Consider the following 15,879-nt stretch of genomic DNA (forward strand, 5'->3'; position numbering starts at 1 on the left):
CCCCCCCCCCCCCCCCCCCCCCCCCCCCCCCCCCCCCCCCCCCCCCCCCCCCCCCCCCCCCCCCCCCCCCCCCCCCCCCCCCCCCCCCCCCCCGCCCCCGGTCAGAACAATCCTTCGATCTCGCCTGCCTCGTTCAGCCGGATGTTCTCGGCCGCCGGCTTGCTGGGCAGGCCGGGCATGGTCATGATCTCGCCGCAGACCACCACAACGAACCCCGCCCCGGCGCTGAGGCGCACCTCGCGGATGGGCACGGAATGGCCGGTGGGCGCACCGCGCAGGTTCGGATCGGTCGAGAAGCTGTACTGCGTCTTGGCCATGCAGACGGGCAGGTGGCCGTAGCCCTGCTCCTCCCACAGCTTGAGCTGGTCGCGGATCTTCTTGTCGGCCAGCACCTCGTCGGCGCGGTAGATGGACTTCGCGACGCGTTCGATCTTGTCGAACAGCGGCAGGTCGTCGCGGTAGAGCGGGGCGAACTGGCTGACGCCGCTGTCGGCCACCTCGGCCACGCGACGGGCCAGTGCCTCGGCCCCCGCGCCGCCATCAGCCCAGTGGCGGCTGACCACGGCCTCGCTGCCCTGCCCGGCGACGTAGTCCTTGACCGCCTCGATCTCCGCCTCGGTGTCCTTGATGAAATGGTTGATCGCCACCACGACCGGCACGCCAAAGGACTTGAGGTTGCCGATATGCCGGCCGAGGTTCGCACAGCCCGCCTTGACGGCCTCGACGTTCTCCTCGCCCAGGTCCTCCTTGGCGACCCCGCCGTTCATCTTCATGGCGCGCACCGTGGCCACCAGCACGACGCAATCCGGCGCAAGGCCTGCCTTGCGGCACTTGATGTTCATGAACTTCTCGGCGCCCAGATCGGCCCCGAATCCGGCTTCGGTCACGACGTAATCCGACAGCTTCAGCGCCGTCTTGGTGGCGATGACCGAGTTGCAGCCATGCGCGATGTTGGCGAACGGCCCGCCATGCACGAAGGCGGGGTTGTTCTCCAGCGTCTGCACGAGGTTGGGCTGCATCGCGTCCTTCAGCAGCACGGTCATCGCGCCCTCGGCCTTGATGTCGCGGCAGTAAACCGGCGTGCGGTCGCGGCGATAGGCCACGATCATCGCGCCGAGCCGTTCCTCGAGGTCCTTGAGATCCTTTGCGAGGCACAGGATCGCCATGACCTCCGACGCCACGGTGATGTCGAACCCGCCCTCGCGCGGGAAGCCGTTGGCCACCCCGCCCAGGCTGCAGGTGATCTGCCGCAGGGCGCGGTCGTTCATGTCGACCACCCGGCGCCACTGCACCCGGCGCACGTCGATCTCCTGCGCGTTGCCCCAGTAGATGTGGTTGTCGATCATCGCCGACAGGAGGGAATGGGCGCTGGTGATGGCGTGGAAATCGCCGGTGAAGTGCAGATTCATGTCCTCCATCGGCACCACCTGCGCATGGCCGCCGCCCGCGGCGCCGCCCTTCATGCCGAAGTTCGGCCCGAGGCTGGCCTCGCGGATGCAGATCATCGCCTTCTTGCCGATGCGGTTCAGCCCGTCGCCAAGGCCCACGGTGGTCGTGGTCTTGCCCTCGCCCGCCGGGGTCGGGTTGATGGCGGTCACGAGGATCAGCTTGCCGCTGTCATTCGACTGGACGGAATCGATGTAGTCCTGGCTGATCTTGGCCTTGTCATGGCCATAGGGCAGCAGGTGCTCGGACGGGATGCCGAGCTTGCCGCCGATGTCCTGGATCGGCTTCTTCTGGGCTTCGCGTGCGATCTCGATGTCGGATTTGTGGCTCATGTCTGGTCCTCTGGTGGCCGCAGATGGCGAGAATTCTGGCCCGCTGCTTACCGGGTCGGCCAAGGTATACGAATTGCGAATCCGACATTTCCAGTTTCTCTTGCGGCGGGATGCCGCAGCGCGGTTTCGTATCGGAAACCGACGTCACGACACGCCCCAAAACCCCTCCTTCGGCGTCGCCGTCCGCCGGTCGCCAACCTCGCGCCCCGCCCCGCGGCCGGCCGGGTCCGGGGGTGATTCCACGATGCCCTCACCCCTGCCCGAACAGCCCGGTCAATGCCCGTCTGACCAGCCTCGACACGGATGGGCGGCGACGGCGGACAAAGGGCATGGGGCGGCACACCTCCATGGCCGCCACGCCGACGCGGGCGGTCAGCGCCCCGTTGACGATCCCCTCCCCGAAGCGGCGCGAAAGCTTCGAGATCACGCCGCCGCCGGCGACCGAGCCCAGCATGTCGTCGCCGACCGCCACCGCGCCCGTGGCCACGACATGCGTCAACACCGCCCGCGCCAGACGCCAGCCGCCGACAATGCCCGACCGCCCGCCGTAGATTTCCGCGATGCGCCGGATCATCCGCAGGTTCGCGGTGAGCGCAACCACCACGTCAGCCGCCGTGAGAGGGACCAGCGCCGTCACGGCGGCGACCTGCCGCGCGGCGGCCTCGACCTCTTGCGCGGCGGCGGCATCAAGCGGGGACAGGATCTCGGCCTCGGCCAGCCCCAGAAGATCCGCGGCGTCGAACTGGTCCGGCGCGGTGCTGCGCAGCCGGTCGCGGCCGAGACGCGCCTCCTCGCGCCCGGCATAGAGGCTGTCGAGTCCGCCGGTCACCCGCCGCGCCTTGGCAAGGTCCGCTTCCGACAGGGCCGCCTCGGCCATGCGGTGCAGCGTGTCCAGCCGCTTGAGCCGGGAAAGGGCCGCGAATTCCCGCACCGCCAGAACGGTCAGCAGCATCAGCAGCGCACCGACGATCGCCAGCACGGCATAGCCCAACGGCGCGGACCGGCTGAGCATCCCCGCCAGGAAATCCCAGACCGTGACCGACACCATCGCCGCCAGCAGGATCGCCGTCAGCCCCCACGCCCACCGCGCCAAGCGCGACGGCCGGTGCGATGCCAACAGCGCCGCGGCCTGCATCGCCCGCCCGTCCGGCGCTGCCGCCCCGTCGTCAGGTATTGGCGGGGCGGTGTCCGGCCCCTCGGCGGGCTCCGTCTCGTCAAGATCGATGAGTATCGGGCCATTGGTCATAGCCTGTCTCCAACAAGGAACTGCGCCGCCCGGTCGAGCCGGATATGGGGCGGCCCGTCGCCCGGCCTGAGTTTCAGCGGCGCGGGCGCGAAGCGCATCGCGCGGTACTCGGCCCCGGGCCATGCCCCCGCCCCGGCCCGTGCCGGCGTCAGCAGGCGCGCCGGGTCCTCCGGCAACTCGCCGGGGTGAACGGCGACCTGCCGGCCGCGGCTGCCATCCTCGTTGAGAAGCGTGCCGCGCACGCATGGCACCTCCGCCCCGCCGTGACGGCGTGTCTCCTCGGTCGTGGCACGCAGCGCGGCAATGGCCATGGCGCGCGTCTCGGCCCCGGCGAAATCCGCCCGGTCCCGCGCCTCGCGCATCAGCGCCGCCGTGATCGCCGACAGCCTGTCATGCTGGAGGTGATGCAGGTGGTCGGCCTTGGTGGCCGCGAAAAGGATCCTTTCCACCCGGCGCCCCGTCAGAAGACGGGCGAGAAAGGCGTTTCGCCCCGGACGGAACGCGCCGAGGATATCGGCCATGGCCTGGCGCATGTCCTCGACCGCCGCGGGCCCGCGATGAATGGCGCCAAGCACGTCGACCAGAACGACCTGACGGTCGATGCGGGCGAAATGGTCGCGAAAGAAGGGTTTCACCACCCGCGCCTTGTAGGCCTCGTAGCGCCGTTCCATCTCGCGCCAGAGCGACCGGCGCGGCACGCTGCGCGGTTCCGGCAGCGGCGCGAAGGTCAGCGCCGGCGACCCCGCCAGATCGCCCGGCAGCAGGAAACGCCCCGGCGTGCAGTCCGAATAGCCCGCGTCACGGGTGGCCTTCAGATAGCCGGCAAAGGACCGTGCCAGCGCCTGTGCCCGTGGCTCGTCCAACCGCGCGGCGGGATCCGTCTCGCCGGACAGTGCGGCGAACTCAGCGCCTTCGGGGCGGGCGGCGACCCGCGCGAGGGTCTCGGCCGACCATGTCGTGTAATCCTTGTCCAGCAGCGCGAGATCGAGCAGCCACTCGCCGGGGTAGTCCACGATGTCCAGATGCACCGTCCGCGGCCCTGCCACCCCGCCCAGCAACCCAGCAGGCCGCACCCGCAGCGACAGCCGCAGCTCCGACACGGCGCGCGTGCTTTGCGGCCAGTGCGGCTCGGGCCCCGTGAGGGCGGCGAGATGGCTCTCGAAGTCGAAGCGCGGAACCGTGTCGTCGGGCTGGGGCTGAAGGAACGCCGCCGAGATCCGCCCGTCCGCCGCGGCCACGAGGCCCGGCATGCGGCCGCGATCCATCAGGTTGGCGACAAGCGACGTGATGAACACCGTCTTGCCCGCGCGCGAAAGCCCGGTCACCCCCAGCCGGATTACCGGCTCGAAGAAGGTTTCCGAGACGCGCCCGGCCATGTTTTCCGCCCGGCGGGACATCCCGTCTGCGATGGTGGAGAGGACCAATGCCGCTGCCTTCCGTCGTGGTCGTGCCGCCAAGATAGACACCGGGGCCGGCGGATACCAGTGGTGCGGTACCGCGCCAGCTACCGGGATTGCCCGCCACCACGCGGCGCGGTATGTGCGGCGCCATGCCCAGATACGCCCTCAAGGTCGAATACAATGGCGCGCCGTTCGCCGGCTGGCAGCGGCAGGCCGACCAGCCATCCATCCAGGGCGCGATCGAGACGGCACTGACACGGCTGGAACCCGGACCGCATACCATCGCCGCGGCGGGGCGCACCGATGCGGGCGTGCACGCGCTGGCACAGGTGGCGCATTGCGACATGGCGCGCGAGTGGGAGCCTTTCCGCCTGTCAGAGGCGCTGAACCACCACCTCAAGCCGCAGCCGGTGGCGATCCTTGCCTGCGCGCGCGTACCCGATGACTGGCACGCGCGATTCTCGGCCATCGAGCGGCACTACCTGTTCCGCCTGCTCATGCGACGCGCACCGGCGACCCACGACCGCGGTCTGGTGTGGCAAGTCCGCCGCCAGCTGGACGTGCCCGCGATGCGGGCCGGCGCGGCCCATCTGTTGGGGCATCATGACTTCACGACGTTCCGCTCCAGCATCTGCCAGGCGAACAGCCCGCAGAAGACGCTGGACGAGATCACGATCGACGAGGTCACCGGCCTTGGCGGTGCGGAACTGCACTTCCGGTTGCGGGCACGCTCCTTCCTGCACAACCAGGTGCGCTCGATCGTGGGCACGCTGGAACGGGTCGGCGCGGGCGCATGGACGCCCGAGAGCGTCCGGCGCGCGCTGGAGGCGTGCGACCGCGCCGCCTGCGGCCCCGTCTGCCCGCCCCAGGGGCTGTACCTTGCCGGTGTCACCTACCCGGAGGATCCGTTCGCGGGAGCCTCTGCATTTGGCTTTGATTCCGGCGCGACGCGCGGGTAAATGACGGCGCAGCGGTCCCGTAGCTCAACCGGATAGAGCAGCTGACTTCTAATCAGCAGGTTGGGGGTTCGAGTCCTCCCGGGATCGCCAAAGAGGGAATGTCTAGCTTTCGCGCTTCGGCCTGACCAGGAGCCAGCCCGCCCAGATCACGAACAGCACGATCGCGACGGAAAGGACGGATCGCTCGGGTTCGGGGTTCAGGTCCCCGCGTCTGGGCCGGACGCTTGGCTGGAGCGCATCGGATTTCTTGAGAGATGGATCCACGCTGACCTTGAGATCCAGGTTCGCGTTGATCGCGCGCACCACGTTGTCGGTCAGCGGATAGAGCTCCTCGATATAGGATCCCGGCCCCTGGCGGCCGATCACGCTGGTCGAAGGGCGCGCGGGGCCCGTCAACGTAAGCTGCATGGCCAGTGTATCGACTTCGCGGTGACCAACTCCGTATGTATCGGCCGGAACGAGGGCGCGCCGCAGGAATGGCAGCCGCAAGCGCGTGATACCGGACCACCATCCAGCCGCATCCGCGAGGACCAGAGGCTCCGACCCCGTCAACACCTTGCGCAGGTCGGGCCGTCCGAGCGCGCCCACCACGATCGCGGCGTCCGCGGACCCGTCGCGCACGAGGGCGGCCGCGGACCCGGCGGAGGCATCCTCCGCGAACACGAGATCAGGCTCGGGCTCCATCGACGCGGCGACCAGCCTGCCCAGGCGATAGGAGGCCGTTCCGAACGGCCCCACGGCGATCCTTTGGGCCTCTGCCAAGGCATTCGGCCCGGACTGAAGGGTGAGCGCGTGCACCAGGCTGGAGCCGACGACCGCGACCGTCTCGATCCTTTCGTTGCGAATGGCCCGGCCGTTGCGCACGTGAAAGTGGGAAATGCTCGGGACGAGCGCGATGCGCGCCGACCGAAGACTGATCGCGGCGATCGGGTCTACCGTTTCCAGGAATGCCACGCCGCGCCTGGGCACCGCCTGTCTCACGGATCGCAATGCGAGGCTCGCCTCGTCACCACCCACGGCACCGGTTTCGGCAGCGATGGCAAATGGCGGGACCGTCTCGGTCTGGCCCGGCTCCACCAGCCCCAGCTCGGCCAGCGCATCGCGGGCAATGCGCGCAGGGGAACGCCCCTCAATGCCAACCTGTTCATTCAGGCGGCGCATCAGGGACACGTCCAGCTTGTCCGCAAGTCGTGTAAGCGTTGCCTCGATTGACGGGGCGCGCGCCAGGGCGGCCTCGCTTACCAGGGGTGCCGCCTCGTAGGGGGGGAAGAAGGTTTCTGTCGGGACGAGGGTCACGAGACCGAAGTCCCGGATTTCCGGGTCCGTCGCATAACCCACCATCACATCGATCCGGCCCTCTACCAGATCGGTGTAGAGTTGCGCCCGGTCGTTTCCATCGGCCACGACGATGTCGGAAAAGTCCAGCCCGAAAAAGCCCAGCATCGGCTGCAAGCCGTCGCGCGGGCGCTGCACGTATGCCTCTGTCGCGCCCAGCCGCAGCTCCTGCGCAACCGGGCCCAGGTCGCCGATTGTCTCCAGCTCCCGAGCGGTAGCCGTCTCGGCAGTTACAAGCACCGCATAGGTCGACTCGAAGCCGAGCCTCGGAAGAAACTTCAAGCCCAGTTCGTGAAAGGCGAACTGCACACGGCGCCACGCCGCGCCGGCGTCCGTCGTGCCCGCCTGCCCCAGAAGACCGAGCGCAGTCCCCGTATACTCGGGGTAAACGTCGATCGAGCCCTGCCGCAGTGACTCGAAGACTTCGGATGTGGACCCCAGGGGGATGCGCCGCTCGACGCGCAACCCTTCCTCTTCGAGAAGGAGGGCGAACATCTCGGCCAGAATCCGGTTCTCGTCGAAGTCCTTGGAACCGACGACGACGGTCTCACGCCCGCAAGCTGCAACAAGCAGGCAGAGCGAAAGGAGGAAGATCCTGACCATCACCGCGCGTCAACAGATGGGGGGCGACTGCCAGCCGTGCTGTCTTCGCGCAAGCTTCGGAGCAGTCCGACGATTTGCAGCACCAGGATGACAGAGAACGGGATCGCGCCGGTCGCTGCCATGGCCCGCGCAACCTCCACCGATCCGGAAAAGAGCGTGGCCCCGGTGACCAGTGCAACCAGGGATCCCCAGATCATCTTGTAGGATATTTTCGGATCGAGATCGCCACCGCTCGTCATCATCGAGAGAACGAACGTGCCACTGTCGGCCGACGTCACGAGGAAGATGAAGATCAGCAACAGCGCGAGGATGGCAAGCACCTCTGACAGCGGGAAAAAGCGGAAGAAGGCGAAAAGCGCCACCGCGATGTCTTCCGAGACCAGCTCGGAAAGCCCGCCGGGCCCTTGCAATTCGATGTAGAAAGCCGCACCGCCGAAAGTCGAGAACCACAGGATCGACACCAGCGTCGGCATCAAGATGACGCCGGCGCAGAATTCCCGAATGGTCCGGCCGCGCGAGATGCGTGCGATGAACACCCCCACGAACGGGCCCCATGCCAGCCACCAGATCAGGTAAGTGAGCGTCCATCCCGCCGACCAGTTCGAGAGATCCTCGTAGGGAAAAAGGTGGAAGGACATCGCGAAGAAGCGCGAGCCGTAGGCACCTATCGTGTCGACGAAAATATCTAGGATGAAACTGGTCGGGCCGGCCAGCAGGACAAAGCCCATGATTGTCAGGGCGAGCAAGACGTTGAAGTTGGAAAGAAGCCTGATCCCCTTGTCCACCCCGGTGCTCGCCGAAAACATGTAGCAGACGAACAGGACGCTCAATATCGCAAGCGAAACGGTATCGCTTTTCTCGATGCCGAAAACCGAATTCAGGCCCGAACGCACTTGCAGCGCGCCCATGGCGAGTGAGCCGGCCAGGCCAAAGACGACGGCGATAACGCCGAGCACGTCCGCTCCGACCACCAGCTGGCGAGAGCGCCGCCCCTCGAACAGCGTGAGGATGGGCGTCGAAATCAGGGGTTTTCCGCCGCGGCGGAAAACGAAATAGGCGATCACCAGCGTGCAGACACCATAGATCGACCAGGCGTGAAAGCCCCAGTGGAGATTGGTGATCACCATGGCCTCGCGGGCCGCAGCCGGCGTGCCGCCCGTCAGGTTGGGCGGTTCCTCGAAATGCATGACGGGCTCGGCCACGCCCCAAAACAGCAGCCCCGCGCCCATTCCACCGGCAAAAAGCATGGACAGCCAAGAGGCTGTCGAGAACTCGGGCCGTTCGTCGTCGCCCCCCAGCCGAAGCGATCCGTACGGCCCGATGGCGAGATAGGCAGAGAGCGCCACGAACCCCGTACACAGCAGCAGCCACCACCAACTGGCCGCCAACAGCACGAAGGACGTGAACCCAAGCGCCGCGTCGGTTACGCCTTGAGGATCGGCAACACCCCACACGCCGATCGGGAGGCAAATCGACAAGGCCAGAATCAACACGGCATTTTCTTTCATGTTCTGACCCTGCCTTCATCCTGCCTGCGCCGACAAGGGACCTTGTTCACGGTCCGGTTCCGTCAGGACGTCCGTATCGGCACGACGGAATGGCGCACGGACAAACGGATTGCGGGTCGCGGCCGACGGCAAGATTGCCAGGACACTGGCAGAGGCAGAAAACGGCACCGACGCCAACCACGAACAAAATCGCTGCCTTGCCTGGCCAAGGCACGCCGCGAAAGGCTCTCACGACCCGGCCCTGCGGGTCCATCAACGCATCCATGGAAAACGGGCCGCGGGATCGCCGGCGTGGTATCCGGCGCGCGCGAATCGGGTACCGCCCCCGCGTTGACGGCAGTGAAGGCAGCGCCGGTCCGGTGCCCGACCGGGCACATCGGTCCTCATCCCGGACACAGTGGGATGAATCCCTGCACAATGTCGCGGCCGCGGCGACATATTTCCCAGCCGGATCGGAATCGATCCACGACAATTCCGGCACTGGTGGCTAAGAAGCTGTCGACCGACGGCTGGACGCCTCTGCCCCGTTTGCCGACGGGCTTGCCTGATCGGTCGCCCGGGTCGTGCCGGCCACCTTAGAGAGCGAAGATGGGCGAAATGTGATGGCCCGGCACTTTCTTTCGTTTGGCGATCTAGCCGACGACACCGAGCATGCTATTTGGACGTCCATGGGCACGAACGTTGGATGATGTTATCGGACGAGGGCGTCGTGCCGGTACGATGCAGAGATGAACGAAATTTTCATGCAGGACCACAGCAACAGATCAAGCGCGCACGAGGCCGCGACAGTCGTGATTGCGGATGACCATACCCTTGTCGGCGAGGCCATCGCGGGGTTGTTCCACGCCGAACAGGGATATTCCGTGACCGGCATGGTCGACAGTTATGACGGGGTGATTTCTGCCCTTGCCAAGGCTGGGAACCATGTCGACCTGCTCTTGCTGGATCTGCGGATGCCGGGGATGCAGGGCCTTACCAGCCTCGCGGACATCTTGTCGCGCAACACCGGGAAAACGGTGATCTTTTCCGGCCACGCCGAGGCACAGCTCGTGCGGGAAGCCCTGAAACTGGGGATCTCCGGCTTCATCCCCAAGACGATCCCGCTGCATTCCGTAAAGGGCGCGATCGACCTGATCATGAGCGGACAGGTCTTCGTTCCGATGAACCTGATGATGAATGACAGGTCGGAACTGGACCTCTCCGACGTGGAAAGGATGGTGCTCTCGCGCCTTGCGGAAGGGGCCAGCAACAAGGCCATCGCGGCCGAGCTCGGCCTGCCCGAGGGCCGAATCAAGATGCATGTCCGCCAGATCTGCCAGCAGCTCGCGGTAGAGAACCGCACGCAGGCCGCGCTGGCTGCCCGCGACCTCGGCATTTCCTGAGCGCCGCGACACGGCGCCACCCATACTTGGGTACATGCCACTGCCCTCCTACGACAGACGCGAGCGCGCATCGGGATGGGTGCTGCGCAATTCCTTTGCCTTGCGCACCGTCCCGTTCGACCCTGCGGAAAAGAGCAGAACGAGGCAGGTATGCGGTTGGCAGATTCATGCAGGGAGACTCTCTACTCCACGCCGCCCCCCCAGACGCGGCGCGACAATCGGTTCCTTTCCTTCTTCCGGTCGTATCTGGAAAGCCACCACTCACACGGCAGCCCGACACGACGCACGGCCCGCAGGTACGACCGGAAGATTGATCTCGGCAACGCAGGTCGCCGTCAGCAGGGGATCGTGGCGGGAACGCGCGTTGCGACCCATCAGGGGTGGCGCCCCGTCGAGTCGCTGATGCAAGGTGATCTGGTGGCGACCTTCGACAGCGGGTTTCAACCGTTGGAGGCGATCACGCAGCATCGTGCATGGATCGCCGCGACCCCATTGCGAAAACGGGCGGCGCCCCTGCATGTCGCGCGCGGCGTGCTGCGCAACCGGCGGGACATGATGGTGCTGCCCGGCCAGCCTGTCATGATCGAAAGCGATGCGGCCGAAAGGTTGCTTGGCGATCCGTTCGCCGTCGTCCCAGCACGCGCCCTGCTCGGCCTTGCCGGGGTAGAGCCGTGGCAGCTGGACATCCCCGTCGACATATTGGTGCTGCGCATGGCGCGGGATGAACTGGTCTATGTCGATGGTGGCGCGCTGGTGCTGGCCGGCGCGGCGGACGCACAAGGTCAAAACCCGGGATCCCGCCGCCGCGACACGGGTGCGCGCTACGGGGTCCTCGGGGGGGAGCTGGCGCAGCTGGTCGTGCAACTGCAGGGAGGGTCGGACTTCGGGCTTCCCGGGGATGCGGCGTGACTGGTTAGCCGGTTGTCCGGGTGGGGCGTGCCCGCGCGCTCGGGGAGGCCGCGGGCCCCTCGGGCAGATCGCCTTTGGTCCCGTATGTGCGGTTCGCGCATGGGTCCGTCTCACCCGGGCATGGATCGTGGCATTCCCACGGCCTGCCCGTCAGGGCGATCGCCCGGTCATCCATCCGGACCCGCTGCGAGCGCCCTCTCGATCTCCACCCGCGTTTCGGCGAGCAATGCCTTCAGTCGCGGGATTTCGGCCTGGCCCTGCTCGGGCACGCCGGCGGCGACGGCATCCTCCATGTGCTGCAGGATAGCCCGCATCCGCGTGGCGCCGAACATCGACGCGGTCCCCTTCAGCCGGTGCAGGTCGGCAGCCATCTGGCCGGCCGCGTCCGGTGCCGATACCACCGCAAGGCGGTCCAGCGTCTCCTCGGCCTCGCGCACGAAGGCCTCTAGGAAACGGCGCGTCTTATCCGGGCCGAGCATGGACAGCATGTCCTGAACATGCGCCGGATCGGTCAGGCCACTTGCCGCCGCGTCCTCCCCGGGTCCGTTCCGCGCCGGCGACGGGCCGGCCTGCGATCCCGAGAGCTTGGCGATGAGCACCTTCATCGAATAGGGCTTGGTCAGGACATCGTTCATGCCAGCGCTCAGGAAACGCGCGTGATCCTCGGGCTGCGCGTGCGCGGTCATCGCGATGATCGGCGCGTCCTTGGATGGACCGCCCCCCTCGCGGATCAGCCGCGTGGCGTCGACGCCGCTCATGCCCGGCATGCTGATATCCATGAGAATGCAGTCGAACCGCGTCTTGTCCGCCTCCTCGACCCCGTGCCGTCCGCTGCTGGCCATCGTGACACGGAACGCGTTGGCGGTGAGGGCGTCACCCAGAACGGCGCGGTTGATCTCGTCGTCATCGACGACAAGCACGTCGCGCACCGGCGCGGACCCGCTGATCTCGCGCCGCTCGGGGTCCGCGTGCACATCCTGCAGCGCATGCGCCGCCGCGTCAGGTGCGGCCGGGCAGGGAATGCGGAACCAGAAAATGCTGCCTTGTCCGACTTCGCTGCTCACACCCAGCGTGCCGTCCATCGCGTCGACGATGCGGCGCGTGATCCCCAGACCCAGCCCGGTGCCCACCCCTTGACGCGACAGGAACGCGTCGCTGGTGTAGAAATCCTCGAATATACGGTCCAGCTTGTCGGGCGGTATGCCGATGCCCTCGTCCGCGACGCGGAACTCGATGTCGTCGCTGGCCGGGATGCGGTTGACCTCGAGGGTGATCTTGCCGTCCTGGGTGAACTTCGCGGCATTCGAGAGCAGGTTCGCCAGAACTTGCCGCAGGCGGACCGGGTCACCCTCGACCATCCGCACCGATCCCGGAAAGCGGGCGAGCCGGATCTCGTTGCGGTTCTTGGCCGCGAGGATCTCCTGCTCGTTCAGGATCTCCGATACCAGCTCTTCCAGGTTGAAGGGCTTTTTCTCGATCCGCAGCTGCTCGGACGTGTCGCCGGCCACGTGCAGCACGTTCTCGACATGGTTCAACAGCGTCTTGGTCGCATTTCCGATGATGCGCGCGTATTTCTGCTGCGTTTGCGACAGCCCCGTCGTCTCGAGCAGTTCGAGCGCCCCCGAGATACCGTGCAGGGGTGTGCGCATCTCGTGGCTCATCGTGTTGAGAAGCCGCTCCTTGGCCATTTCCCCGGCGCGCGCCACGTCGCGGGCCTGCGTGATCTCCGTCTCGCGCGCGATGTCCACCGTGATATCGCGGATGTAGGCCACGTAGATCTGCCCGTCGGGCGCAAGGCCGGTCGAAAGCGAGATTTCCGCCGGAAAGGTGCCGCCGTCACGTTTCAGCGCCCGCGAGCGGACGCGCGGATTGCCGATCATCACGGTTTCCCCGGTTTCGTGGTGGCGCTTGACGCCGGCCCGGTGCCGGGGGCGCAAATCCTCGGGAATGATCAGCCTTTCGACCGGCTGGCCCATGGCCTCGTGACGGGCATGGCCAAAGGTTTCCTCGGCGGCCTTGTTGAACTCGATCACGTCCAGATTGCGGTCGCTCACGACGATCGGGTCGGGCGACGTCGAGATGACCGTCGCCAGACGCGCTGCCGTCATGTCCTTTTCCCGGGCCGACCTGCGGATCTTGCGGCCGGCCCGCCAGATCGCGACGATCAGCCCGATCATCACCAGGAACAACAGCGCGGTCGTCGAGGCCACGAGGTAGAGCACCGACATGACAGCTTTCCGCTCGCGGTCGGCCGTGTCCGAGGCCACCATGACACCGGACAGCGCCAGTTCCCGCACCGGCTGCTGCAGGTCGCGCGTGGCACGCTCCAGCGCACGGATTTCCGACAAAAGCTGGGTGTCCGTGCTGTCGATCAGCGCGACGTGATCGCGCAGGTACGCCCGTACCGCCTCGAACGCCGCCGCGGTGTCGGAACTGACCCGGATCTCGCGGTAAAGCGGGCTTTCCGATATGGTGGTAATACGACTGTAAAGGATGTTGAACTCCCGCCGGACGGACTCCAGACCTTCGGCGGCCGCCGCGTCCCGGCCGGTTTCGATGCCGTGGATGACCTGCCCTATCGACTCCTTCAGCCGGAGGTACTCGACCTCAACCTGCGAGAGGTTCCACGGGATGTTGTCGGACTCCGCCCGGCGGAGCGTTTCGACACGTTCGAAAAAGATCACCGCACCGGCAATGATGACCGACAACAGCACGACCAACACAAGCCCGATCGCGCCGTACCGGCGGCCCGCGGTGAACTGCTCCCTTGCCGGCTCGGGGGGCTCTTTGGCTTGGCTGCGCACCGTCAGTCGATCACGTCAATCCGGTCAAGCTGCCAGATGCTGCGGGCATAGATGACCTCGGACTGGTAATCCGGGTTCTGGTCGTAGGGGTAGATGATCCAGAGCGGCCCCTTTTCCCGGATGCTGATTTCCTCGCCGTCGCGTGAATACGCGATGATCGGGCCATCGGGAACCGCGTCCGAAACGGGGATCGTCACGGAATACTCGTTGATCGCGCGCGCCTCCAGCTTTCCGGAGGACACGCCAAGCCTGTCCAGAAGTGACCGCAGCGGCACGCCGGTGAAGGTGACCTTGCCGGATGTCCAGATCGTCGTGGTCGAGATGTCACGCTGACCGATCGACCGGAGCATCGCCCGGTCAAACTCCGCGGCGGCCGGTGTGTTCCGAACGCCGATATCGCCCGTGACCGTCAGGATCACGCGCCCCGACGGCTCGGGGAGCGGTTCTGCGAACGCCGGGGGGGTGAATAACATCGTTATCGTGAAGACTGAGAAAATCACCTGCTTCCAAAGCATGTATCCCGCGCCTTTCGGTATGGAAATCGCCTTGCAACGCGGCATCCTTCGCACAAAATGGCCGATATTACATCCTTTCTTTCGGCCCGCTTTTACACTCTTAAGTATATGTTTCGAATATATTGAGCGATCCGGCCTAACCATTGCACCATCCTCACGGCCCGAGCGGCGCTTGTGCAAGCGGCCCGGGGCGCTACGATGGGGGGCGATGGCCACGACCGCGCGCGGTTCACGCCGGGAAATCTGGAAGCCGACCATGCGCTTGCTCATAGCAGACGATCATGACCTAGTCCGCGAAACGATCGGGGCGTTTCTCGAGGCGCAGTCCGACGCGCGCGTGGAGAAAGCCCGGACCCTCGACCACGCCTGTCAGCGGGTCGCCGACGATGGGCCGTTCGATCTCGTTCTTCTCGACTACGACATGCCGGGGATGGACGGGCTGAACGGGCTGGTCAGGATGCTGGAATTGAACGGGGGCAAGCCCGTGGCCATGCTCTCGGGCGCCGCGTCGCGCGCGGTGGCGCAGCAAGCGCTCGGCATGGGCGCCGCCGGGTTCATCTCCAAGACGATGAATGCGCGCTCGATGCTGCACGCCGTCCGGTTCATGGTCTCGGGCGAGGTCTTTGCGCCGCTGGACCTTTTGGGCGACGGCGACGACGGTAATGCGTGGAACCTGACCGACCGCGAAAGGGACGTGCTGCTGCGGCTCTGCCAGGGCAAGGCGAACAAGGAGATCGCCAACGACCTCGGGGTGAGCCTTGTCACGGTCAAGATGCACGTGCGCAGCCTGACCCGCAAGATGGACGCCAAGAACCGTACGCATGCCGCAATGATGGCCCGTGAAAAGCGCATGTTCTGAGCCTGCCGCAGCGCGGCTTGATGCGTGTCATACCAATGCCCGCGGCGGTGCATAGTATGGGGAACATCCGGACAACCGCGCGAGGAATGACATGACCCTCAAACTGACATGTCTGGCGTGCGGCCAGGCGAACCGTGTTCCCCGGGACAAGCTCGACGCGGCCCCCAAGTGCGGGCGTTGCGGCGTCCGGCTGGTTTCAACCCGGCCGCAGGAGGTGTCTCTCGACATCCTGCAGAAAGCCGCGCGCCGGGACGAGTTGCCGTTGATCGTGGATTTCTGGGCCGATTGGTGCGCCCCGTGCCGCATGATGGCCCCCGAATTCGCCGAGGCGGCAGGCATGCTGGCGGAACGGGCGCGTTTTGCAAAGCTCGACACGCAGGCGCATCCTCGGGCCGGCGAGATCTACGGCATCCGCGGGATACCGCTGCTGATCGCCTTTCAGAATGGCGGCGAGGCGGGGCGGCAGACGGGGGCAATGCAGGCGCGTCAGATCGCCGACTGGGCGGGTCAGATTGCGCGCACCCACCGCAACGCCGGGGCCTGAGCTGCTTGGCGGCTTGGCCTCGGGCTCCTGCATGCCT

Annotated in this window: 12 protein-coding genes and 1 tRNA gene; 6 read left to right on the forward strand and 7 right to left on the reverse strand. The window is 66.5% G+C overall.

Features of this window, described 5'->3' with window-relative positions:
* Nucleotides 1–101 precede the first annotated feature (101 nt).
* The 3 genes from ACH13J_RS11845 to ACH13J_RS11855 form a co-directional block, all read right to left on the reverse strand.
* Nucleotides 102–1,778, reverse strand: a complete 1,677-nt coding sequence (locus tag ACH13J_RS11845; protein WP_397543546.1) for a formate--tetrahydrofolate ligase — start codon at nt 1,776–1,778, stop codon at nt 102–104.
* Nucleotides 1,779–2,028: 250 nt separating this feature from the next.
* A complete protein-coding gene (locus ACH13J_RS11850; protein ID WP_397543547.1) occupies nt 2,029–3,024 on the reverse strand; it encodes a YcjF family protein in 996 nt (331 codons plus the stop codon).
* Nucleotides 3,021–4,448: a YcjX family protein gene (locus tag ACH13J_RS11855; RefSeq protein WP_397543548.1), complete on the reverse strand. Its 1,428-nt coding sequence runs from the start codon at nt 4,446–4,448 to the stop codon at nt 3,021–3,023. Before ACH13J_RS11855 ends, ACH13J_RS11850 begins: the two co-directional genes overlap by 4 nt.
* Nucleotides 4,449–4,573: 125 nt before the next feature.
* Between ACH13J_RS11855 and truA the strand changes: the two genes are divergently transcribed.
* Complete coding sequence (gene truA / locus ACH13J_RS11860; RefSeq protein WP_397543549.1) at nt 4,574–5,383, forward strand: tRNA pseudouridine(38-40) synthase TruA; 810 nt, start codon at nt 4,574–4,576, stop codon at nt 5,381–5,383.
* Nucleotides 5,384–5,396: 13 nt separating this feature from the next.
* Nucleotides 5,397–5,473: transfer RNA gene (locus tag ACH13J_RS11865), tRNA-Arg, on the forward strand.
* Nucleotides 5,474–5,485: 12 nt separating this feature from the next.
* Here ACH13J_RS11865 and ACH13J_RS11870 read toward each other — a convergent pair.
* A complete protein-coding gene (locus tag ACH13J_RS11870; RefSeq protein WP_397543550.1) occupies nt 5,486–7,321 on the reverse strand; it encodes a glycine betaine ABC transporter substrate-binding protein in 1,836 nt (611 codons plus the stop codon).
* On the reverse strand, nt 7,321–8,829 hold the full coding sequence (locus tag ACH13J_RS11875; protein ID WP_397543551.1) for a BCCT family transporter: 1,509 nt from the start codon (nt 8,827–8,829) through the stop codon (nt 7,321–7,323). Before ACH13J_RS11875 ends, ACH13J_RS11870 begins: the two co-directional genes overlap by 1 nt.
* 728 nt (nt 8,830–9,557) lie before the next feature.
* Between ACH13J_RS11875 and ACH13J_RS11880 the strand changes: the two genes are divergently transcribed.
* Nucleotides 9,558–10,211: a response regulator gene (locus tag ACH13J_RS11880; protein ID WP_397543552.1), complete on the forward strand. Its 654-nt coding sequence runs from the start codon at nt 9,558–9,560 to the stop codon at nt 10,209–10,211.
* A gap of 348 nt (nt 10,212–10,559) precedes the next feature.
* The gene (locus ACH13J_RS11885) at nt 10,560–11,120 is read left to right on the forward strand and encodes a Hint domain-containing protein (protein WP_397543553.1); all 561 of its coding nucleotides are present in this window, start codon (nt 10,560–10,562) and stop codon (nt 11,118–11,120) included.
* A 167-nt stretch (nt 11,121–11,287) separates the two neighbouring features.
* On the opposite strand, the gene ACH13J_RS11890 is transcribed toward ACH13J_RS11885, so the two are convergent.
* A complete protein-coding gene (locus ACH13J_RS11890; RefSeq protein ID WP_397543554.1) occupies nt 11,288–13,924 on the reverse strand; it encodes an ATP-binding protein in 2,637 nt (878 codons plus the stop codon).
* Nucleotides 13,925–13,926: 2 nt separating this feature from the next.
* Nucleotides 13,927–14,397, reverse strand: coding sequence for a molybdopterin-dependent oxidoreductase (locus tag ACH13J_RS11895; RefSeq protein WP_397543555.1), 471 nt, complete (start codon nt 14,395–14,397; stop codon nt 13,927–13,929).
* Between the two features lie 298 nt (nt 14,398–14,695).
* Here ACH13J_RS11895 and ACH13J_RS11900 point away from each other — a divergent pair, with 298 nt between their 5' ends.
* Both ACH13J_RS11900 and ACH13J_RS11905 read left to right on the forward strand, forming a co-directional pair.
* The gene (locus ACH13J_RS11900; protein WP_397543556.1) at nt 14,696–15,298 is read left to right on the forward strand and encodes a response regulator; all 603 of its coding nucleotides are present in this window, start codon (nt 14,696–14,698) and stop codon (nt 15,296–15,298) included.
* Nucleotides 15,299–15,389: 91 nt separating this feature from the next.
* On the forward strand, nt 15,390–15,842 hold the full coding sequence (locus ACH13J_RS11905) for a thioredoxin domain-containing protein (protein WP_397543557.1): 453 nt from the start codon (nt 15,390–15,392) through the stop codon (nt 15,840–15,842).
* Nucleotides 15,843–15,879: the final 37 nt, after the last annotated feature.

It is taken from the genome of Roseovarius salis, assembly GCF_044472985.1.
Lineage (GTDB): Bacteria > Pseudomonadota > Alphaproteobacteria > Rhodobacterales > Rhodobacteraceae > Roseovarius > Roseovarius salis.